This window comes from Mucilaginibacter terrigena (genome assembly GCF_004168255.1).
Taxonomy (GTDB): domain Bacteria; phylum Bacteroidota; class Bacteroidia; order Sphingobacteriales; family Sphingobacteriaceae; genus Mucilaginibacter; species Mucilaginibacter terrigena.
Window position 1 is genome coordinate 113,839 of sequence record NZ_SEWG01000004.1, and the last position, 22,416, is coordinate 136,254.

Genomic DNA, 22,416 nt, shown 5'->3' on the forward strand with positions numbered 1-22,416 from the left:
CCTCTCCCTCGGAGAGGGGTTGAGGAGAGGCTCACAAAAGCCCTTCATCCCCAAAGCTAAAGTATCCGCTATCGGTAATGATAAGGTGATCCAGCACGTTTATGTCCAGCATGCGGCCTGCATCGGCTATCTTTTTGGTGAGAACGAGGTCTTCCCTGCTGGGCTTAAGGTTGCCCGATGGATGGTTATGCACCATAATAATGGCGCTGGCCTGGTGCTGCAAGGCCATGTGGAAGATGATCTTCGGGTCGGCAACGGTGCCGCTAAGGCCACCTTTGCTCACCAGTTCTTTAGCCAATACTTTGCTTGAGCGGCCTATCAGCATTATCCAAAACTCCTCGTGGTTAAGGTCCATCAAATGGCGGCGCATAATGTTGTACCCATCGCGGCTGCTCTTTACTTCGTCCAATACTTTTATCTCGGTATCGCCCCTGCGGCGGCCTATTTCAAGTGCGGCTATAATTGATATCGCCTTAGCCTCGCCCACGCCTTTAAACTTACAAAGTTCGGCAATGCTGGCCTTGCCCAGTTTGTTCAGGTCGTTCTCGTAATGGTGCAGGATGCGTTTGCTTAGCACTACAGCGCTTTCATCGCGGCTGCCGCTGCCTATCAGTATAGCGATGAGTTCGGCATCGGTTAAAGCACGGCGGCCCTGCCCGCTTAGTTTTTCGCGCGGGCGGTCTTCTTCGGCCCAGCTTTTTATGCTTATTTTATTGGGATAATCTTCCAAGGGGAGGTTAGGATTTGTTGTGCCTAAAATAGTGGGAATTTATGGTAAAGCAAAGTCTATTTACCCCTTATTCACGGAAGTACAAACCGCACAGGCAGTAGTGTTCCCCTTTTAAGGGGAAAGCAGAGGCAGTGCTAAAGCAGCAGCATTCATAAAGGTAAGATACACAACAAGAGCCTTAAGACTTCACTCTCTCTCCTTCGGAGAGGGCCGGGGAGAGGCCGCAAAAAAAGGGATAATGCATATGCACTATCCCTTTTCAAATATTATTAAGTTAAGCTATTAGCTTAAAGTATTTACAAATTTAGTAAGCTTTGATTTGTTGTTCGAAGCTTTGTTTTTGTGAATAACGTTCTTTTTAGCCAAACGATCTAACATCGAGATCACTTTAGACAATAAAGGAGTGGCATCAGCTTTAGTGGTGGTACCTCTTAATTTCTTGATAGCGTTCCTGGTGGTTTTTGCCTGATACCTGTTACGCAGACGCTTCGCAGCGTTTGACCTGATTCTTTTTATGGATGATTTATGATTTGCCATCTTAAGCTTGTTATTCTTTTCTTTATTTTGAGGTTGCAAATATAGGTACACATTTTTTAATATGCAAGCTCATTTGCGTTATTTTTAAATTGTGGATAAATAGCGCGTTGTTCATTAGTTCAATAGCTCATTGGTTCATTGGGACGTGTCCGCATTTGTCCATTGCTGTCAGGGGCAAGAAACTGGCTGACAAAATAACAACCCCTAAAACCGCGTTTAATTTTCATGACGACCAACAGCACCTCCCGCTTTAGCAAACGGGTAAACAATTACGTAAAATATCGCCCCGGCTACCCTACCCTCATTATTGATTTTTTGCAGCAGGACTTTAACCTTACTACCGATAAGCTTATAGCCGATATCGGCGCGGGCACCGGGATATCAACGCAGTTGTTTTTAGATGCCGGCTACCGCGTAATTGCCGTTGAACCCAACCAGCCTATGCGCGATAAGGCGATAGAGCTTTTGGGTAACTGGCCCGGCTTTAAAGCACAAAACGGTACGGCAGAAGAAACCGGCCTGGCCAACGGCAGCATTGACGCGGTTATTGCCGGGCAGGCCTTCCACTGGTTCGACGCTAAAAAAACAAAGGCCGAGTTTGAACGCATCCTGAAACCGGGTGGTATGGTTGCCCTGATATGGAACGAAAGAAAAACCAGCTCTGCATTTGAAAAGGAGTATGACGAACTCATCATTAAACATGGCAAAGATTATGCACAGGTAGACCACCGTAATATCGATGCCGAACACATCGCCAAATTTTTCGCGCCGCAGCCGTACCGTTTGGAAACATTTTATAACGAGCAGATCTTTGATTTCGACGGGTTAAAAGGGCGCCTGTCTTCATCTTCCTATATGCCAACTATTGATGATGCAGGCTATCAGCCCATGATAACCGATCTTAAAGCGATTTTTGACAAGTATCAGCATAAAGGCCTTATCACCATACAGTACGATACCAATGTATATGTTGGGCGCGTAAGCCATTAATTATTAAAGCCCGATAATTTTGCTTTGAGCTTTAGGCATTCTGCTTTTAGCTTTTATATAAGCATATTTACCTCATGAAACGGTGCCTGGCCTTAGTTTTATCGGGTTTATGTGTTATCACCCTTTGCGCTTCGTGGGGGTTCTTCGCGCATTACCGCATTAACAGGCTGGCGGTTTTTACGCTGCCTAAGGGAATGACAGGCTTTTACAGGGCCAACATCGGCTTTATAACCGAACACGCCATTAGCGCCGATAAAAAGCGCTATGTAGACAGCACCGAAGCTCCGCACCACTTCTTCGACGCCGACCATTACGGAAAGCAGCCCTTCCGCGATATGCCGCAGCACTGGGTTGATGCCGCTGCAAAGTACTCGACAGATACGCTTAACAAATACGGCACCGTGCCCTGGGCCATCGCATCCAACTATTACTGGCTGGTAAAGGCCTTTAAGGCGCACGATACTACAAGTATATTAATAACATCATCTAACCTGGCGCATTACATATCAGATGCGCATACGCCGCTACACCTCACCCAAAACCACGATGGGCAGCTTACCAACCAGCAAGGCATCCACGCGCTTTGGGAAAGCCGCCTGCCCGAACTTTTCGGCAATAGTTATAATTATTATGTGGGCAAGGCAAAGTACATCAGCAACCCGCTGGCCGAGGCTTTTAAAATAAGCCGCAACTCGTTTAAATGTGTTGATACCGTGTTGCGGGTAGAGCGAATGTTGAACAAAACCTTCCCGGCTGCTCAAAAGTACGCCATGGAACAGCGCGGCAACCGCAAGGTAAAGGTTTACTCGGTAGCTTACAGCCGGGCTTACCATAAACTGCTAAGAGGAATGGTGCGGCGGCAAATGCGGGCAAGCATTTTAAGCGTGGGCAGCTTTTGGTTTTCGGCATGGGTTGATGCCGGGCAGCCTGACCTGGATAAGTTGGTTTCGCGACATTTGACGAAGGATGAAAGACAAAGAATAGATAAAGAAGAAACTTTGTACAAAGCCGGGAAAATGTTAGTTTTAGATAAACCTTAAATACTGTGAAATATCTTTTTTGCCTGTTGATTTTATTTGCGATCCCGACTATAACCTATTGCCAGAACAACAAAAGCGAGCGTATAGCTTTAAGTAAAATAGCTGCCTTGCCCGAGGTTAAATCTTTTATGAAAAACGCAAAGGCATCTAAGCCCGAAATGATGAGCGACCTAACCGCCGAAAAGGGTTTTAAATATTATTGGGTTAAGGTGGGATTGGGTAATATGGATATGTTCCGCACCCGGTATGATTTTTATGTCGACACGAAAACTTTTGAAATATTTTTCCTCGACATGATGGTTGAGGAAGGCCCAACGCGTATCACATTAAAACAATGGCGCAGGTACAACAATACTAAAGAATTTAATAATAAAATGCACACCTATAAAAACGGGGACCTGGTGGTTTCAAACGATTGAACCCATCATCAGGATACTACTGATTAACAGGTTTCTTTTTTGAGGTTTTACTTTTTATAATGGCAAATATTGGCGGCAGTATCGAAACCAAAATGATGATGATGGCTACCAGTGAAAAGTTATTCTTAAAAAACGGCACATTCCCAAACAGGTAACCACCGTATAAAAAGATAACTATCCAGGCTACACCGCCTATAACATTGTACAGGCTGTAGCGGGTAAACGGCATGTGCCCCACCCCGGCTACAAATGGCGCTATAGTGCGTATTATGGGCACAAAACGGCTAAATATAACCGCTTTGCCACCATGCTTATCAAAAAAGGCTTTGGTTTGCAAATAGTAGCTCAGCTTCAATATCTTGTTTTTCTCTTTAAATACACGCTCTCCTAAAAACTTACCCAACAGGTAATTAACCGTGTTACCGGTAAAGGCGGCTATCATCAATATGATGCACAACAGGTTTACATCAAGCCCCGATTGGCCCCCTGCTATCAGCGCGCCGGCAGCAAACAGCAACGAATCGCCTGGCAGGAACGGGGTTACCACAAAACCGGTTTCGGCAAAAATGATCATGAAAAGTATCAGGTAGGTCCAGCTTTGGTATTGACTGGTAATTTGTACCAAATGCTTATCAATGTGTAATATAAAGTCGATGAGGCTGTGTATTAATTCCAAGGCTTTTAAAATTTTAGCAAAAATAGAAAGATAAAACAGATACCCAACCTTAATATTTTGTACCCGGCGGTAACGAGTTCAATATAATGTTTGTTCCGTAGGTAGCGCTATCGGCCCTGTTTGAGAGGCCGTAGAAATACATGGTGTACAGCTTACCATCCAACACACTAAAATTTGGTTTACCGGATAATACAATTTTAGGCGCATTGGCGGCGCTAACATTTAAATTATAGCTGCCCGCCGTTAGCTCTATAAAGTCTGTTTGGGCCTTGTAAGCAACATTTTTAAAAGCAATGGTATCGTTAGCGGTTAAAATTAATGACGGACTGTTAGGCGATGCATTTATAAACCTTATTTTACCGCGCCCGTTAGCGGGCAAACTGGCTGTATCTACTGTTAGTATCGAGGTAAGTGAACTATCGGATAGCAGGCCCGTAACAAACCATGTGTAGGGTATATTTGGCTTTAAAGACCCCGGTAAAGTTAGCAGGTTAACAGGGTTTACGCCGTTTACTATTTGCGCGGTCCGTATCTGTAATGGGGTATCAACGGTGTTGACCAAAAAGTAATTCGAATTGTTTGGATAAGAATAGGCATTTTCACTTTGCTTTATGTACTGGGCATACAATTTAAACGGCTGTACATCGGGGCTTAAATTTACCATCTGCAGCCTTGCATTTAAGCCGCTGCTTGCACTTACGCCGTTTTTACCGCACGAAGCAAGCATAGGTATAACCATTACACCCGCTATAAATAAACACAAGCCCAGTAATATGCTACTTTTATTTGTATTAGCCATTTGTTACTTATTTATAATTAAACCTGTACCTGATGCTGTGCTGCCTGCCGCAGTTAACGTTCCTTTTGTAAAAAGGGTATACGCCCTGCGCGGTTGCAGGGTGCGCTGTTCATCGCTCAACAAGTCTGATGTACCTGCTTTATAAACGCGTATGCGTTTAACACCCGGGTTAACCGCTAAAAATATAGTTGCCGTTTTAAACGCCCTTGCATTAAACTTCACCGTATCGCCAACAGTTACATCCACATCACCAAGATTGGGCGAAGTATGCGCAAAACGTATGGTGGTTACCGAATCGGGCAGGGTATACAGGCTATCCGCTGTAGTAAAAGTATTTTCGAGCGTTCCGTCTGTTACGAAGAACGAATATATGTTGGCAGAATTTACGGGTAAAGGCAAATCAAATAAAGCCGTAGGCGAACCCATTTTTTTTACCTGGTAATTTTGTTCTCCAAGCGGTGTTTGTATGTACCCTGTTGATGCGATTGGGTAGGATGACGATAAGGTATTTAACCTGGTGCCGTTTACATAAAAATTCAATGTATCTGTAGACGCGTTTATAAAATTGATAAGGGTGGTTTTAGTAGCTATTGGCGCATCATCCCCTTTTTTGCAGGCTGCCAGCCCTACCAGGCCTGTAAAGGCAATAAAAACAAGTATCTTTAATTTCATCATAATTAAGCAGATGCTATATAACTCAATTATAACAGCTTTTGTTATAAGGTGAACAAAAAAGTCCGGCTGATAGCCGGACTTTTTTGGGTGATCAGAGATTGGTGATCAGAGATTAGGAGCATGAATTAAACTAATCTCCAATTAACTGATCTCTAATCTCTAATTATGCATAGCTATTAAGCATTACCGGCATAACCAGCATCAGTACATCTTCGTTCTCGTCGCCGCCCTGTGGCAGCAGCAGGCCTGCGCGGTTAGGGGTCGACATCTCTAACGACACTTCTTCGCAGCTTAAATTTTTCAGCATCTCTATCAGGAAACGGGCGTTAAAACCAATTTCCATATCGTCGCCTTCGTACTGGCAGCTCAGGCGCTCGTGCGCTTCGTTGGCAAAATCAATATCTTCTGATGATATGTTCAGCTCGCTGCCGTTTATTTTTAACCTTACCTGGTGGGTAGTTTTATTAGCATAAATAGCCACGCGACTAAGCGAGCCTAAAAATGCCAAACGGTCTATGGCCAGTTTATTAGGGTTTTCCTTCGGGATAACCGCTTCGTAATCGGGGTACCGCTCGTCAATCAAACGGCAAACCAAGTTAATGTTGCCAAATTTAAAGAACGCGCTTGTGCTGTTATATTCTACAGATACATTTACATCATCGGCAGGTAAAGCTGATTTTAGTAGCGTTAAAGCCTTTTTTGGTAATATGAACGATGTGGTGCTATCGGCCTTGGCATCCTTGCGGCGGTAACGTACCAGCTTGTGGGCATCGGTAGCTACAAAGGTAAGGTGCTGGCTGCTAAGCTGGCAAAATACGCCCGTCATGGCAGGGCGCAGTTCATCATTGCTAACCGCGAATATGGTTTTATTAATGGCCTCGCCCAATACAGATGCCGGCAGGTTTACTGACGATGCATTTTCAACAACCGGGATCTTAGGGAAATCCTCGCCGTTTTCGCCGCTAAGCTTGTATTTACCGTCGCCGGCGCTTATTTCAATGGCAAAGGTACTGTCATCTACAGAGAAAGCCACAGGCTGCTCCGGTAACGATTTCAGGGTATCCAGCAGTATACGCGATGGTATGGCTATGCGGCCGTTCTCTTTTGCCTCAACAGATAAAGAGGTGGTCATGCTGGTTTGCAGGTCGGTAGCAGAAATGGTTAAGTTCCCTTCTTTGATCTCGAACAAAAAGTTCTCCAGTATAGGCAATACGGTGCTGTTGCTTAACGCGCCACTTACCGACTGTAATTGCTTGAGTAGTGTTGATGTGGAAACAATAAATCTCATGATATTATTAACGTTTATCTACCAAAAGTATAAAATTTAATGAGCATACTTTCGCTTGCGGATATAATGTTGAAAAATAGCAAATATTAACACTATACCTATAGGCACAATATTGTTTACCAACTGCCAAAACACCTTCTCCTCACGAATGCGGGCGCGGTTTAGCAAGCGGATCTGGATCTCTTTCGACCGCAGCGAAATCAGTCCCGAATCATCAGTCATATAGTCGGCCATGTTTAGCAGCAGGTTTTTGTTGCCATAGGTTTGCCGGGTGTAGCGGTCGTACCCCAGCGGGTAGGGCGAGCCATCGGTTCCAACCTGGTTGCGCAGTATGTCGCCATCGCTCAACACTATCATTTTTGTTGGTTTGCTTTGGCTTAAAGGCGATATTTTTTCGTTTAGCCCCTCAGGAACCGGCCGGTTCCTAAAATCAGACTTAAAAGTGCCTTCAAGTAACACCCCGGTAATTTTTGGCGCGCTCTGAAAATCCTTTGGGTTAGGCTCGTCCTGCAGGGCCTGCAACGAAAGCATATGAGGGGTACTTATCTTTTTATTATATGGTGATGTGGTAAGCAGGATGGTTTTTTCTACATTTTTTGTGTCAAGCAAATCAATGGTACTGGCAAACTGGCTGGTAATACCATCAAGGTTTTTCACAATGGGGTGTTTGGCAAATGGCAGGTAGACCGGGTAATACAGCCATTGCAGCAACTGTATTTGCGGCTGCCCGCCCGCATTGCCCGTAGTTACCGGGATAGCCGAGCAATTCATATCAGCTATCAGATCGTAATTGATGCGTATGCCATACTCAAAAAGCTGGTCGTCCAAATTCAGCTGTTTGTTAAAGGCAAGCTGCTCGCCACCACGCCCGCGCAGGCTATCCAGTTCGGCGCTTACCTGGTCAATTGCCCAAAGCACGCGGCCGCCACGCATAATGTATTGGTCCAGCTTAAATTTTTCAAGTTCGGTAAATGCCTTATCGGGCTTTGGTATCACCAGCAGGCTCACTTTGGTAAGGCTATCAAACGGTATGCTGGTTAAATTAACCCGGCCAACCAAATACCCGTCAGCTAACGATCGCATAGCATCCGTTAGTTGCAGATCGGTAAGCTCGTTATGCCCTTCGGTGAAGCCAACACGCTGTTTGCCGCCGGTTGTTATTTTTTTAATGGCCGATGTAAAAGCATACTCTAAATTCTGGATAGAATTATTCAGTACCTCATCGGGCGATAAATTCATGTTGCTTTGCGATTGCAGTAGCTTAACCGGGATGCTTTTATCGCCATATGTTACCAGTGCAAACGGGAATATCACTTTTTGCGAAACCCCGTCGTCGGTTTTAACGCTCAGGTTTTGCGCTTCTATGCCCTTGGCTTCCAAATCGTCGTACGCTTGCTTTTGCTGCTCGTTCGACAGGCCTTTGAGGGGGTCGGTAAACTCATATTGCAGCTTGCTGTGGCTGTACGCCTGCAGATCGGTGAGCATGTCTTTTACCGATGTTTGCAGCCTTTTCATCCCCCCCGGGAAATCATTACCCTGCAGATATACTATAACATTAACCGTTTGCGGTAGCCCCTCCATTACCGCGCGGCTAACGGGCGATATGGTGAAACGTTTTTCTTTTGTAAAATCGAACCGGGTGAACAACTTGCCCGATATTATACTTAACGAGAACATAATCCCAAGTGTGCTCAAAAACACGGTATTTGCAAATTTTTTGCCGGCCTGCCTGTTCAGCACAAAAAGCGTAAGCCAGATAAATAGCGTGGCTAAAACAATAAAATAGATAAGGTCGCGGGTATCCAGCACACCACGACTTATCGATTCGTAATGCTCTGTAATGCCCAAGCTTTGCAGCCCCAGGTTTTGCAGGGATAAAATAGTGCTCAGCGAATCGAACCCGCTGTAAAAAAAGAAACACAAGAAAACAGCTATGGTAAACGCTATAACCTGGTTTTTGCTTACCGATGATGCAAACAAACCTATAGCCGCGAACGATGCGCCAAGCAGGAACAACCCAATGTAGGAACCAATTACCGCCCCTGTATCAATATTTCCCTGCGGTGTTCCCAGTGTATATACGCTGAAATAATAAACCAGTGTGGGTACCAACGCGAATAGCACTATAACTACCCCGGCGAGGTATTTACCCAATACTATCTGTATATCTGTTAGCGGCCGGGTAAGTAATATTTCGAAGGTACCCTCCCTCCTTTCTTCGGCCAGTGAGCGCATGGTAATGGCGGGCACCAAAAACATGAACAGGTACGGCGCTGTGCTAAACAAGCTATCCAGCCCGGCATAGCCATAAGCCAGTATGCTGGTATCGGGGAACACCCATAAAAACAGGCCCAAAACCAGCAGGAAAACCCCGATGGTAATGTAAGCCACCAGCGAACTGAAGTAGGTTGTTATTTCTTTTTTGAGGATACTGTACACTGGTTGTAAAAGTTGTAAGGGTTATAAAGGTTGTAGTTGTTGTAAAGGTTGTTAGGGTTTGTATCCTGTCAACTTTTGTATTCTTCGTTTTTCTTTTTAAGGAATGCGATATAGCCATTTAATAGCCTAAAACATTCGCCGTATGATATTCTTAATTTTTTTAAATGCTCTTCATTCAATATTTCTTCATCACAGGCACATATTAAATGGTCTAATGTTTCATTAAGTGATCCCCGCGCATTTCTGCAAAATTTAAGGTTATCCAGGTAATGAAACCTGCCATGCCCTTCGGCGATATTAGCTGTTACCGATCTGGATGCTCTTCTCAATTGATCTATCAACCGATATTCTTCGTTTTTAGGGAAAGGTTTTCAACAGTTGAAACAGTTCAATCCGGTAAGCCCTGCATTTTTGCCAAACCTCCAGATCCTCAAAACTGTTCATCATGTCACGCTATTTTGTCTGTTTAAATTAACCTTTATAAATCTTCCACTTTTACAACCTTTACAACAACTGCAACCCTTCCAACCTCTAAAACCCAAACCTATACGCCACCCGTATGGCTGTTTGCCTTAAACGGCCGCTGCCCCAGTTTTCGTACCTGAAACCGATATCTATACCGCTATGTTCGCCTGTTGACGCGATGAAGCCGGGGCCAATGGCGATGATAAACAGATTCTCTTTTGTGTAATTGGTTTGAAAAGCATTCCCGGCTTCACCTTCGGCATAAAACCCGGGGCTAAAATAGTATTTAACACCCGCTTTTAATGGGATATAACCTACCGGAGGCTGCATTGTTGAACTGCCTATTAAAGCACTTTTATAATGAAAGCTGGTGTACCCACCGGTAACCGTAAAACTTAATGCCGAAACCAAAGGAACTTCGGCCTTGCCCGAGCCGCCAAAGCCTATGTTAAACACACTATTTGCGGGCACGCCAAGCTCCAGGCCAACGCCAAAAGCTTTGGTGGGCGCTGTTTGCGCAGATGCGCTAACCGAAAATAACACAAATAATAAAGCCAGCAGTTTTTTCATTTCCTGATGAGTGGTTACCGGCCGAAAATACAATAATAATACACCAAAATAAAGTACTCGAATGCAAATTAACAGGTGTAAAAACACCATAACATATAAAAGGTAAAACAAACAGGCCCGAGAAAATACTTCCCGGGCCTGTTTACTTATGTGTTTAACTTTTTTTAGAAACCGTAAGCTATACGCACACCTATTTGGCTGATAGTACCATTTTTTGACCATGCTTCGTAACGCACGCCTATATCAAAACCGCCTTCAAGCGCGTAACCGATACCAGGGGCATAAGCAAATGCAGTACCGCCGCCGCTCTCGGTGCTAAATGCAGCACCTACCTGGCCTTCGCCATAAAAACCATCGCTGAAGAAATATTTGATACCGGCTTTTGCAGGAACAAACCCAACCGAACCACCGCCAAATACATCTTTAACTTTAAATGAAGTATACCCACCAGATATGGTGAACATAGTTCCGCTTCCAATTGGCATTTCATACTTTAATGATCCGCCCAAACCAACATTGTAAACATCGCTGGTGCTGCCAATAGGCAGGCCGCCTTCAAAGCCAATGCTAAAACGAGCTTTGTCTGATTGTGCAGATGCTGTAAATGAAATACCACCTACAATTGCTAATAACAATAATAATTTTTTCATAATTTAAATTGTATAAGGTTGATTAATAGTAACAAATGTAAAATATTTTCCAAAAAAACAAACTGAGCGGCTTAAAAAAGTTCTAAACAGAAAAAGCCCCGAATTGGGGCTTTTTCAATACTATGTTAATAAATATTAGAAGCTGTAACCTACACGCAAACCAACCTGGCTAAGTGTCGATCCGTTTTTAGTCCAAGCCTCGTAACGCACACCTGCATCTAAGCCACCACCAAACGAATATCCTATACCAGGGGCGTATGCAAATGCAGTACCGCCACCGCTTTGTGTAAAGAAAGCGGCACCTGCCTGTGCCTCACCGTAAAAGTTTTCGGCAAGGAAATATTTAATACCTGCTTTTACAGGCACAACGCTGGTGTTACCAACCTTAACCGTGCCAAACGGCGTGGTGGCTTCTTTACCCTGAATGCTGCTGAAACCTGCAGAACCGGTAATAAAGGTACCTTCGGCAATTGGGTGATCATATTTTAATGAACCACCGATAATAAAGTTTGAAACGTTTTTAAGATCACCAACAGGTAAACCGGCTTCAACACCGATGCTGAATTTACCGCCATCGCTTGATTGAGCAAATGAACTTGCAGACAGGCCGCATACAGCGGTTAATAATAATAGTACTTTTTTCATTGTTTTTATAAATTGTGTGAATTTAAGTACGGCATTGCTGGTAGCCCATACTTTGCCGCTTTCGGATATATTGACGCCCATCAGCAAAGTTCGTTACACAAAAAATTTAAAAAAATAGTAAAACACTGACTTTGTGGCAATTAAAGTCAGCCCGGGAATGTTACTTATTCGTTAGCCCGATAAAAATACTTTCGAGCGATTGCCCCTTATTTTTGTCCCTTAAACTCTTCAGTGTATCGTTGGCTGCAATTATCCCCTTATTAATAATGATCACCTTATTGCAAACGGCCTCAACCTCCTGCATAATGTGTGTAGATAAAACAATGGTTTTTGTTTTGCCCAGTTCGGTAATTAGCTGCCTGATGCCAACCAACTGGTTAGGGTCGAGCCCCGAGGTGGGCTCATCCAGTATCAGCACCTGCGGGTTGTGCAATATGGCCTGCGCCAGGCCAACGCGCTGGCGATAACCTTTTGATAGCTGGCCAATTTTTTTATGCTGCTCGGGACCAAGCCCGGTTTGTTCAATAACCTCGGCAATGCGTTTAGCTGGTTCGTGCATGCCATGGATGCCCGCCACAAACGCCAGCGACTCCTTTACATACATATCCGTATAAAGCGGGTTGCTCTCGGGCAGGTAACCAATATTGCGCTTTACATCCAGCGGTTGTTTGTTAATATCAAACCCGCATACAGATGCCGTGCCCGATGTTTGGGGGATAAAGCAGGTAAGCATTTTCATGGTGGTGCTTTTGCCGGCGCCATTTGGGCCTAAAAAACCCAGCACGCCTGTATCTGCCATAAAGTTGATACTATCAACCGCCTTTTGCTGCCCGTAAACTTTTGTCAGTGCCTCTGCCCGGATACTCATGCGGTAAAAATAGATTTTAGATGTGAGATTTGAGATATTAGATTTGAGATTTAACGCTTGCGCCGGCACGAATAATTAAATTAAATTCGAAATTGAAAATCCGAAATTCGAAATCAAAAAATATATCTTTGCCCCTATTATGAGCAACTCAACCGACGAACTTTTTAAAAACGTTATATCGCACTGTAAAGAATATGGTTTTGTTTTCCAATCGAGCGAAATATATGATGGCCTTAGCGCTGTTTATGATTACGGCCAAAACGGGTCGGAATTAAAAAACAACATCAAAACCTACTGGTGGAAAGCCATGGTGCAAATGCACGATAACATAGTCGGGATAGATTCGGCCATATTTATGCACCCAACCATCTGGAAAGCAAGCGGCCACGTTGATGGCTTCAGCGACCCGATGATAGATAACAAGGATAGCAACAAACGCTACCGTGCCGACCAGTTACTGGAAGACCGCATTGCCAAACTGGACGAGGAAGGCAAAACCAGCGAAGCTGAGGAATTGCAGATAGAAATGGACAACGCCCTAAAGGCCGAAGACTTGCCCCGCCTGCGCGAGCTCATCATCGAACAAAATATAAAATGCCCGTTGAGCGGCACCGCCAACTGGACAGATGTACGCCAGTTTAACCTGATGTTCAGCACCCAGATGGGTGCCGTGGCCGATGATGCCGATGTGGTATATCTACGCCCCGAGACAGCGCAGGGGATATTTGTAAATTACTTAAATGTGCAAAAATCGGGCAGGATGAAAATTCCGTTTGGTATCGCCCAAATTGGTAAAGCTTTCCGTAACGAGGTTATTGCCCGCCAGTTCATCATCCGCATGCGCGAGTTTGAACAGATGGAGATGCAATACTTTGTACGCCCCGGCACACAAAAGGAATGGTTTGAAAAATGGAAGGCAGCACGTTTAAAATGGCACCTTGCCTTAGGCACCGATGCAGCTAAATACCGCTACCACGAACATACCAAGCTGGCACACTATGCAGATGCTGCTTACGATATCGAGTTTGATTTCCCATTCGGATTTAAGGAGGTGGAAGGCATCCACAGCCGTACCGATTTTGACCTGAGCCAGCACGAGAAATTCTCGCGCAAAAAAATGCAGTACTTCGACCCTGAACTGGGCGAGGACGGCAAGCCATACGGTAACTACATCCCTTACGTTATCGAAACTTCGATAGGGTTAGACAGGATGTTCCTGCTTACCATGATAAACGCTTACGAGGAAGAAGACCTGAGCACCGAAGAAAGACAGGATAGCCGCACTGTGCTACGCCTGCACCCTTGCCTTGCACCGGTTAAGGCGGCTATTTTCCCGCTTACCAAAAAGGATGGCCTGCCGGAGAAAGCCCGCGAGATAATGGATAAATTGAAACTTGATTTCAACATCCAGTACGAGGAGAAAGACGCCATTGGTAAACGCTATCGCCGCCAGGATGCTATCGGTACACCTTTCTGTATCACGGTAGATCATCAAACCCTGGAGGATAACACCGTAACTATTCGCCACCGCGATACCATGGCGCAGGAACGTGTTGCTGCCGATGACCTGGAAAAGATAATAGGCGGTTTGGTAAGCTGGAAGAACCTTTTGGGGTAGCCTGCAAAACGAAAAATAATACCAACGCCGGTTTTTAACCGGCGTTTTTGGTTTTACTTTAACCGGTATTATTTATACAGGATATAAATTTATTACTGAGAGTTGAATGTTTCAGTTAACCGTAATAAACTTTATACCTTAGACAAATATTTGTAACCTAAGGTTGAAACGCATCTATCCTTTCATAATTTTCATTTACCTGGCGTGTGTAACTGCGTTTGCTGCCGCTGCGCCAAAGGGTATCGACAGCCTTAAAAATCGGGTTTTTGCGGCAAACGGACACATAAAGGCCAATGATACCATCACGGTTAATAACTTAAATAAACTTGCCGATAACTGTTACGAGTCGGCCCCCGACAGTACAATTTACTATTCGGACCTGGCCATAGGCATTGCAAAAAAGATCAATTATCAAAAAGGTATTGCAGCGGCTTATGTAAATATTGCCCTGGTAAACTCCTTTAAAGGCGATTATACCACCGCCAATACCAATTACAAGATAGCGCTGCACTTATACAAGCAAATAAATAACCAGTTTGGCATTAGCGAGGCTTATATGGGCTTAGGCCGCGTGCAGGATTTTTTGGGTAATTACGATACCGCTATCCATTTTTTTGAACAGGCGCTTGCAATACGCATTAAACTTCGTAAAGAAATAGACATTGCCGATTGCTACGGGCTTATGGGCATCACCTACGACAATAAAGGTAAATTCAGCAAAGCGCTCGATTATTATTTTAAAGCGCTAATTATACAGGCAAGGCTTAACGAACAGCTTGCCGCTGCCGATAATTATTGCAACATAGGTGTGGTAATGCAGCACCTGGAACTGTACTCAAAAGCTTTGGATTATTTTGACAAGGCCAACAAAATATGGCTGAAGTTAAACGATAAGCAAGGTATAAGCACCTGCTATCAAAATATTGGCGAGGTGATGATGTCGCAAAAAAATTATCCTAAAGCAATAGGTTACTTTAAACGCGCGTCGGCCATTTACCACGATCTTGGAGACGAGGAAGGCATAAGCCTCATCTATTACGATCTGGGCCTTTATCATTATTACACCTCAAAACCCGATTCGGCCCTGTATTACCTCAATATGTCGCTTCAATCGGCATCAAAAAACAAAATACAATATAACAAAGCGTACGCCTATGTTGGCCTTGCGCTTATATATAGTCTCGAAAAAAAGTACGACGAGGCTTATAAATACGCTTTGCTTGCCCAGCATACAGCTAATAACCTGCAAAGCCTGAACACCCGTGCCGAGGCTACCCTGCAACTAAGCAAAGCCCTGGCCGGCTTAAAACAATTTGAGGAAGCTTACGCGCAAAACCAACTGTATTTAACATTAAAGGATAGCCTTAAAAACGATGAGAGCCTGCAAAAGCTTCTGTCGTACAATATGGCTATCGAGTTTGAAAACAACCAGCGCAAAACAAGCCAGAAAGAGGAGGCACTTGTACAAAAGATTGCCGAGCAGCGGCGCACCAATATAATTGCGGCGATAATTATTGTGGTAATTACCACAATGCTTATTGTTTATTATAACGCTAAACGCAAACAGCTAAAAGCAAACGCCCTGTTAGCCGAAAAAAACAAAGAGGTATTGATACAAACCGAAAAACTTAACGAACTCAATATTTTAAAAGACCGTTTGATAGGCATATTAGCTCACGATCTTAGGGCGCCCTTAAGTACCTTACGGGGTATGTTCTCGTTAATGGCGGATAAGGACATTACACACACCGAATTTATTGACATGGTGCCGGGTGTATTTGGCAAGCTGGAACACACATCCGACTTTTTAGATACCCTTTTATTTTGGATAAACAGCCAGGTTGATAATATTGAGGATACTACCAAAAGCTTTTGCCTGTGCGACCTGGTTAAGGCAGAACTTGCAAACCTTGAAGATCAGTTTAAATTAAAAAACATCACACCTGTAAACAAGGTTGGCCCGGGGCATATGGCATTTGCCGATCCAAACTCCATCAGGATAGTGATACACAACTTTTTAACCAATGCCATTAAGTTTTCGTATGTGGACAGTACTATCGAAATTTCGGCGCGTATGGAAAACGAAAAAGTGTATTTTATGGTTACAGACCAGGGCATTGGCATGAGCGCGGAGCAGTTAAACCGCCTGTTTATAAGTAAAGTAACCAGCCATATTGGCACCATGAACGAAAGCGGCACCGGTATGGGCCTTATTTTTTGTAAGGACCTGATTGAAAAATACAATGGCGAAATTTGGGCCAAAAGCATTTTACATGAGGGCACCGAATTGGGTTTTGCCCTGGCCGCCGGTGAAGCTGCGGACACAACGCCAAATAGCGATCAACTACAATAACACAAATCAATATTATTATTTTATACCTAAACCACATGAGAAGATCTCTACTCCCCTATTTTATTGCACTGCTTTTACCCCTGTTGGCATCGGCGCAAAACGAGGCCCCTGTTAACGAAGATTTTGCCAAAGGCATAAAAGCTACCAACACCTTTGCGTTTAACGATCACCTGAATGTTATGCAGGTAAGCACCGACGACGAAAACTTTGACCTGATAGCCATTGACGACAAGATGCAAATTGTATGGAAAACATCATTAGCAGGCTACGGTATAAAAACCGATAAATTAAAAGGCAAAATAATAGCCCTTGCCTCATCAGATCACAGCATGTTCAAAGGCACCAACAATACTTTTAAAGCATATGTGGTTGACCCTGCAACAGGCAAAGTACTGGCCGATAAGGTTGTGTATAAATCAACGGACGAGTATGTGGAATTTCCGCAGATGTACACCGGCGACGGAGAATTTTTTAAACTGGCGGTAAGGCAAAGCGGCTTTAAACGCAAAATACATGTGGGCGTACCCATTTTTAGTTTTTTCGCCTATAACGGTTATGTAAAGGAATATAACGAAACTAAAAATCTGCAGGTAATAGAGTATAATGATAAACTGGATTCGGTAAGTTCGTTTAAGCCGGCCAAATCAAATGGTATATTTATATCGCTGGCCTGGAACAAGCACGCCGATATGTTTATAGGCTGGCTGAATGGACCAAGCATCGAGGTTTATAAGTATGATGCAGGCAAAACTGTCCCGTCTAACCAGTTAACGGTACCTGTATCTTTAAAGGAGGATAAGGCGGTTATACCAAGTAAAAGTTTACTGTTACAGCCTGCCGAAGACAAAAATATACTTTACTATAGCCTGCTTTACCGCAACCCTGATAAGGATACGGAGCTAGGGATTGGCAAGCTTGATTTTGAAACCAACAAAAAATCATACGTTACCCAGGTAATAGACAAGGCAAACCTTAAAGTTATTAAAAAGGCTTTTGTACCTGTTAACAAAGACATTGACGATGTAGACCTTGGTTACGGCGGCGGTATGGGGCTTAAGTACATGAACGAAGTGGATGGAAAAGTAATTTTAACTGTGGCCTCAAATGCTACCGTATCCAGCGGCGTTAGCAGTGGCGGCGTATACTATTTAGAATATGCCCCCATAATAAATGTTTTTGATAAAGATCTTAACCTGAAATTTCAGCAGGTGTTACCATCAAACAGCTATTACCCTTCAAGGCCATTACAAACCGGTTACCACGTTATAAAAAACAAACTTTACATGGTAGCCAATACAAAAAAAGGGCTCACTAAAAACCTTGGCGTATTTGGCATCCTTGATATTAATACCGGCAAATGGGATAAAATGGAACTACTTTCAAAAAAACACATCAGTAATTCCGACTATTCAGAAGGCCCTTCCATTTTATGGTTTGGCAATAGTTTTATTGTACCTTACTTTGCACCCAAAACCTTTGCGTTTACCAAATCGAACGTGTCCCTGCAGCTAAACCAGTATTAAAAAATTATAAATATTTTTTCCACGCCTCATTGCTTATATTAGCATTGAGGCGTTTTTTGTAACCCTAAAACAATTACAGCCTACACTCCTTTTGGTTTATATATGAAAACACAACTACATGTCTATTAAGATTAAAGACCAGCCCTTTTATATCCAAAGCACCGCCGTATTGTTTGGCCTTGTGCTGCTGGTGTATGTAATGATACAACTGGCAGATATTTTGGTTCCGCTTGCCTTTGCGGCGTTTTTGGCGGTATTGCTTAACCCGCTTGTTAACCGTTTACAGCGGTATAAAGTACCTAAAGCGCTTTCTATTGCTATCGCGATGCTGGTTATGATCATAGCCGTAGCAACCGTGTTTTATTTCCTGAGCACGCAAATAGCCCAGTTTGGCGATTCGCTGCCCATGCTGCAGAAAAAATTTGAAGCCATAACTACCGACCTGAAAAACTGGGTACAGGCCACATTTGGTGTACAGATTACCAAGCAGGAACAAATGCTTAAAGACGCGCTGAACAACAGCCAGGCTATGCTTGGCCGTACGGTTAACGGCGTATTGGGCACCCTGGCCATTATATTTTTGCTGCCGGTGTATATTTTTCTGATGCTGTTTTACAAACCGCTTATCCTTAATTTTTTATACGAGGTTTTTTCTGAAGAGAACTCTAAGAAAGTAAGCGATGTGTTAAGCGAAACCAAAAGCGCTATTCAAAGCTATATAGTTGGCTTGCTGATAGAGATGATCATCGTAGCCGCTATGAACTCGGCTGCGCTGGTTTTGCTTGGCGTAAAATACGGCATACTTATTGGCTGCATAGGTGCTATATTAAACCTTATACCTTACCTGGGGGGCATTATAGCCATTGCTTTACCTGTGTTAATGGCAACCGTTACCAAGGATGGCTACTCCACGCAGTTGGGGGTAATTATTGCTTATATAGTAATTCAGTTTATTGATAATAATATACTGGTGCCGCGCATTGTATCATCAAAAGTGCAGATAAACGCGCTGATGTCGATAATTGTGGTGCTGCTGGGTAATGCACTATGGGGCGTATCGGGCATGTTCTTGTCCATCCCTTTTGTGGCCGTGTTAAAGATCATATTTGACCGCATAGATGACCTTAAGCCTTGGGGAAAACTGCTTGGCGATAATGTACCTACACGCCATATGGGCGAAATGTTGCGCAGCCGCAGTAAACGAAAAGCTGTGCTGCCGAAGAAGGAGGATAGTTGATGGTTCATAGTTCATTGTAAAAAAGTAAGGTCTGCAACGTTATGTTTGCAGACCTTCTTCTTTTTTTCGTTACCTCTATGGACTATCGACCATCGACTACCTGATGGCTATGAACTATGAACAATGAACCATGAACTTACTAATGGCTCACCGGATTATCACCCTTATTTAGGGTACCGTTGGTGAATAATAACGGGCTAACCTTTTTGGTATCGCCCTGGTACACCCAAATAATGTTGCCAATGTATTTACGGAAGGCATCGCTTATCTGTTGAGGGGTAAGTTTCTTTACATCCTCTGCAAGCGTTAAAGACCGTTTCCAGTTGTTGTGCAGCACCTCGTTCGATGCTATTGAAGATGCCTGCGCGCTGTTGGTTTCGTTTTTATAGTAAAAACCTGTCAGGTAGGTAACCTTCATATCGGCAACCTCGGCAGCATTAAAACCCTGGCTTTTTATCCTGTCTACCAGTTTATCAAACACCCTGATATATTTATCAGGTTCGGTAGTTGATACCGAAAATTTGGCAACCGATGTAGCGCCTACGCTAAACCATGCCGAAGGGGCATATGACAAACCATTATTAGTACGTACATCCAAAAAGTGCTTATCGTAAAAAATACGCATAGCTACGTTAAAGGCGTCGAAATCGGGCGTGCCTGGTGCCGGGCCGCTGGTTATACCTTCTACATAGTTGGTAGCCAGTTCGCGGCTTTCGGCCGAGAAAGTGTTCTTGTAAGCTCTGAAGAACGATTTTTTCAATTCAAAAGGTGCACCTTGTTTTATGCCGGTAAGCATGCCTTTTACTTTGGCTTCGATAGCTGCGCGGTCAAGATCGGCAACCACTACTATCAGCATCCGCGATTTTGTTAAAACAGAGTGGTAATAAGCCTTGGTTTCTTCGGCAGTAAGTTTTTGTATTATTTCGGGCGTACCGTTGGGGTCTTTCGCATAATCGCGGCCCGCAAACGCTACTTTATCGGCATATTTATCAATAGCATTATCCGGGTCCGAGTCCTGAGCTTTCAGGTCGGTTATGGCATCCTGTTTAATGCGCTCAAACTCTTTAGCATCAAACTTAGGGATGGTAATAGCCTCAACGTATAATGGCCAGGCAACATCAAGGTCGCTTTTTATACAGTTTAGCTTTAAAACCGAGAAGTTTTTGTTGCTTCCGCCGTAAACAGCTGCGCTAATTTTATTCAGCTGATTTTTAAACTCGTTTTTGGTATGCTTTAAGGTACCGCATTCGGTTAGGGCGCTAATTGCCATCGATTCGATACCGATTTTGGTTACCGGGTAGTTTTGCACACCGCCCTTTATAACTGTTTGTATCTCAACAATATCGTTGCCGCTTGGTTGTACAATAACCTTTACACCGTCAACCATCATCTCGTATGCCTTTTGCTGGGCAAAGGCAGGGTTGGCGCCTGCCGTGGCAGCTGCAACTAATAATAGATATATATATTTCTTCATCTTAATTTCAATTTAATTATTTAGCTACAAAAAACGAAGCCACATTTGCCTGTTTGCTTGCCTCGGGTGTTAATATTATACCAGATACCATGGGTTTACCAACTATATAGGTATTCATATATTTGGCAATATCTGCCCGGCTAACCTTTTGGTAATTATCAGTAAGATCGGTATAGTAGTTAAACGATGTACTGCACCACTGGAAGCTTAATTGCGATGGCAGCGAAGATGGTTTTTCCAGTTCGCGGCTGTGGTTGCGCAATAATATGGCTTTGGCATCTGTTAACTGTTCATCAGTGTAATAATCGGCTTTGCCCCACTGGCCCATTTGGTTTTGGATCTCGTCGTAGCACTCTTTTAATTTAGATGGGTTAGGTACCACAAACACCGAAACCATGCCGGTATAATGGCTTGTACCGTAGCTTATGCCGGCCGACGAAGCAAGGCCTTTATCAACAAGCGATTGTTGTAATTTTGATGAATTAAGGTCTAATATGGTCGAAAAAACATCAGCTGCTACTGTCGAGGCCGAATCTGTCATATAAGCAGGGCCTTGCCATGCAAACATCATAAAAGGCGTGCGCGCTATCGACATCTCTTTTACAAATGCTACGCTCTTTTCAACTGGTTTAAACGCAGGGATAGGGTATTTTTCGTGCGGATTGAATCCACTGTTGGCCCAATCGCCAAAAATAGTTTCTACCTGTTTAAAACCATCCTCGTGCTTAACATCACCGCAAATAATAAGCAGGCTGTTATTAGGAACATAATATTTCCCTTTTATCACCATCATTTTTTCGGGCGTAGCTGTATTGATCACTTCGTGGATCCCGATAGGCATTTTGCGGGTTATCAGATCGCCCCAAAGGTTTTTACTTACATCGTAATATAACTGGAAACCCGGACTACTCTCATTGCGCTGGAACTCGCCGTCGACAACAGGGCGCTCCTTCTTCATATCTTCTTCGCGGTAAATTGGGAAACGTACCGAGGCGTTCATCAGCTTAAGGCCTGCGTTAAGGCTATCTTTACCAATGGTGAAATAATAGTTTACACGTTCGTTGCCTGTGGTACCATTCCAGATGGCGCCGAGTTCCTGCGTGCGTTTCAAAAATTTCTCCTGGTCAGGGTAATCTTTGTTAGCTTTAAAAAACATGTGCTCGAAAAGGTGCGACAAGCCGCTGTATTCGGGCCCTTCGGTGTAGGCGCCATTCTTTACAGCAATTTCGATAGTGGTTAGTGGTACTTTGCTGTTCTCGATAACAACAACATCCAGGCCGTTTGGTAACTTTTTATAAAAGTAGCCTTCGGGCAGCCGGGGCTGGGCAACTGCGCACAAGGTGGCGGCTACGCCAACTGCAGTCAGGGTCAAAAGTTTTGTAATTTTCAGGGTCATACTTAATTGGATTATACCTTTAGA

General features: G+C 43.8%; 20 protein-coding genes and 1 pseudogene. 7 read left to right on the forward strand and 14 right to left on the reverse strand.

Going from position 1 to position 22,416, the window contains the following annotated elements; translation table 11 throughout:
* Positions 1–31: 31 nt before the first annotated feature.
* Both radC and rpsT read right to left on the reverse strand, forming a co-directional pair.
* A complete protein-coding gene (gene radC, locus EWM62_RS10630) occupies positions 32–730 on the reverse strand; it encodes a RadC family protein (RefSeq protein ID WP_129876649.1) in 699 nt (232 codons plus the stop codon).
* A 282-nt stretch (positions 731–1,012) separates the two neighbouring features.
* Positions 1,013–1,267: a 30S ribosomal protein S20 gene (gene rpsT, locus EWM62_RS10635; protein WP_129876650.1), complete on the reverse strand. Its 255-nt coding sequence runs from the start codon at positions 1,265–1,267 to the stop codon at positions 1,013–1,015.
* 225 nt (positions 1,268–1,492) lie between these two features.
* Between rpsT and EWM62_RS10640 the strand changes: the two genes are divergently transcribed.
* The 3 genes from EWM62_RS10640 to EWM62_RS10650 all read left to right on the forward strand — a co-directional run bounded on the left by EWM62_RS10640 (position 1,493) and on the right by EWM62_RS10650 (position 3,716).
* Positions 1,493–2,257, forward strand: a complete 765-nt coding sequence (locus EWM62_RS10640; protein WP_129876651.1) for a class I SAM-dependent methyltransferase — start codon at positions 1,493–1,495, stop codon at positions 2,255–2,257.
* A gap of 74 nt (positions 2,258–2,331) precedes the next feature.
* Positions 2,332–3,297 (forward strand): zinc dependent phospholipase C family protein, encoded by a 966-nt coding sequence (locus EWM62_RS10645; protein WP_129876652.1) that lies wholly within the window; start codon positions 2,332–2,334, stop codon positions 3,295–3,297.
* 5 nt (positions 3,298–3,302) lie between these two features.
* On the forward strand, positions 3,303–3,716 hold the full coding sequence (locus EWM62_RS10650) for a hypothetical protein (protein ID WP_129876653.1): 414 nt from the start codon (positions 3,303–3,305) through the stop codon (positions 3,714–3,716).
* Positions 3,717–3,732: 16 nt separating this feature from the next.
* Here EWM62_RS10650 and EWM62_RS10655 read toward each other — a convergent pair whose 3' ends face one another.
* The 10 genes and pseudogenes from EWM62_RS10655 to EWM62_RS10700 form a co-directional block, all read right to left on the reverse strand.
* Positions 3,733–4,392: a DedA family protein gene (locus EWM62_RS10655; RefSeq protein ID WP_129876654.1), complete on the reverse strand. Its 660-nt coding sequence runs from the start codon at positions 4,390–4,392 to the stop codon at positions 3,733–3,735.
* 49 nt (positions 4,393–4,441) lie between these two features.
* Positions 4,442–5,191 (reverse strand): DUF4397 domain-containing protein, encoded by a 750-nt coding sequence (locus EWM62_RS10660; protein WP_129876655.1) that lies wholly within the window; start codon positions 5,189–5,191, stop codon positions 4,442–4,444.
* A 3-nt stretch (positions 5,192–5,194) separates the two neighbouring features.
* Entirely contained in the window at positions 5,195–5,866 is a 672-nt protein-coding gene (locus EWM62_RS10665; RefSeq protein WP_129876656.1) for a DUF4397 domain-containing protein, read from the reverse strand.
* Between the two features lie 163 nt (positions 5,867–6,029).
* A complete protein-coding gene (gene dnaN / locus EWM62_RS10670; protein ID WP_129876657.1) occupies positions 6,030–7,154 on the reverse strand; it encodes a DNA polymerase III subunit beta in 1,125 nt (374 codons plus the stop codon).
* A gap of 36 nt (positions 7,155–7,190) precedes the next feature.
* The gene (gldG, locus tag EWM62_RS10675) at positions 7,191–9,593 is read right to left on the reverse strand and encodes a gliding motility-associated ABC transporter substrate-binding protein GldG (RefSeq protein WP_129876658.1); all 2,403 of its coding nucleotides are present in this window, start codon (positions 9,591–9,593) and stop codon (positions 7,191–7,193) included.
* Positions 9,594–9,661: 68 nt separating this feature from the next.
* Positions 9,662–9,949 (reverse strand): annotated as a pseudogene (locus EWM62_RS19790) (four helix bundle protein); the annotation flags it as partial.
* A gap of 175 nt (positions 9,950–10,124) precedes the next feature.
* Positions 10,125–10,628: an outer membrane beta-barrel protein gene (locus EWM62_RS10685; RefSeq protein ID WP_129876659.1), complete on the reverse strand. Its 504-nt coding sequence runs from the start codon at positions 10,626–10,628 to the stop codon at positions 10,125–10,127.
* A 164-nt stretch (positions 10,629–10,792) separates the two neighbouring features.
* A complete protein-coding gene (locus EWM62_RS10690; protein WP_129876660.1) occupies positions 10,793–11,278 on the reverse strand; it encodes a hypothetical protein in 486 nt (161 codons plus the stop codon).
* Between the two features lie 135 nt (positions 11,279–11,413).
* A complete protein-coding gene (locus EWM62_RS10695; protein WP_162499827.1) occupies positions 11,414–11,923 on the reverse strand; it encodes an outer membrane beta-barrel protein in 510 nt (169 codons plus the stop codon).
* Positions 11,924–12,083: 160 nt separating this feature from the next.
* Positions 12,084–12,791, reverse strand: coding sequence for an ATP-binding cassette domain-containing protein (locus tag EWM62_RS10700; protein WP_129876662.1), 708 nt, complete (start codon positions 12,789–12,791; stop codon positions 12,084–12,086).
* 139 nt (positions 12,792–12,930) lie between these two features.
* On the opposite strand from EWM62_RS10700, the gene EWM62_RS10705 reads away from it, so the two are divergent.
* The 4 genes from EWM62_RS10705 (at position 12,931) to EWM62_RS10720 (ending at position 19,522) form a co-directional block, all read left to right on the forward strand.
* The gene (locus tag EWM62_RS10705; protein WP_129876663.1) at positions 12,931–14,409 is read left to right on the forward strand and encodes a glycine--tRNA ligase; all 1,479 of its coding nucleotides are present in this window, start codon (positions 12,931–12,933) and stop codon (positions 14,407–14,409) included.
* 163 nt (positions 14,410–14,572) lie between these two features.
* Positions 14,573–16,762 carry a tetratricopeptide repeat-containing sensor histidine kinase gene (locus EWM62_RS10710; RefSeq protein ID WP_129876664.1) on the forward strand — a complete coding sequence of 730 codons (2,190 nt, stop codon included), beginning with the start codon at positions 14,573–14,575 and terminating at the stop codon, positions 16,760–16,762.
* A gap of 35 nt (positions 16,763–16,797) precedes the next feature.
* Positions 16,798–18,285: a hypothetical protein gene (locus EWM62_RS10715; protein WP_129876665.1), complete on the forward strand. Its 1,488-nt coding sequence runs from the start codon at positions 16,798–16,800 to the stop codon at positions 18,283–18,285.
* 118 nt (positions 18,286–18,403) lie between these two features.
* Positions 18,404–19,522, forward strand: coding sequence for an AI-2E family transporter (locus EWM62_RS10720; protein ID WP_238989327.1), 1,119 nt, complete (start codon positions 18,404–18,406; stop codon positions 19,520–19,522).
* Positions 19,523–19,661: 139 nt separating this feature from the next.
* Here the strand turns inward: EWM62_RS10720 and EWM62_RS10725 are convergent, their stop codons facing one another.
* A complete protein-coding gene (locus EWM62_RS10725) occupies positions 19,662–20,996 on the reverse strand; it encodes a M16 family metallopeptidase (protein ID WP_129876666.1) in 1,335 nt (444 codons plus the stop codon).
* Positions 20,997–21,012: 16 nt separating this feature from the next.
* A complete protein-coding gene (locus EWM62_RS10730; protein ID WP_238989328.1) occupies positions 21,013–22,368 on the reverse strand; it encodes a M16 family metallopeptidase in 1,356 nt (451 codons plus the stop codon).
* Positions 22,369–22,416: the final 48 nt, after the last annotated feature.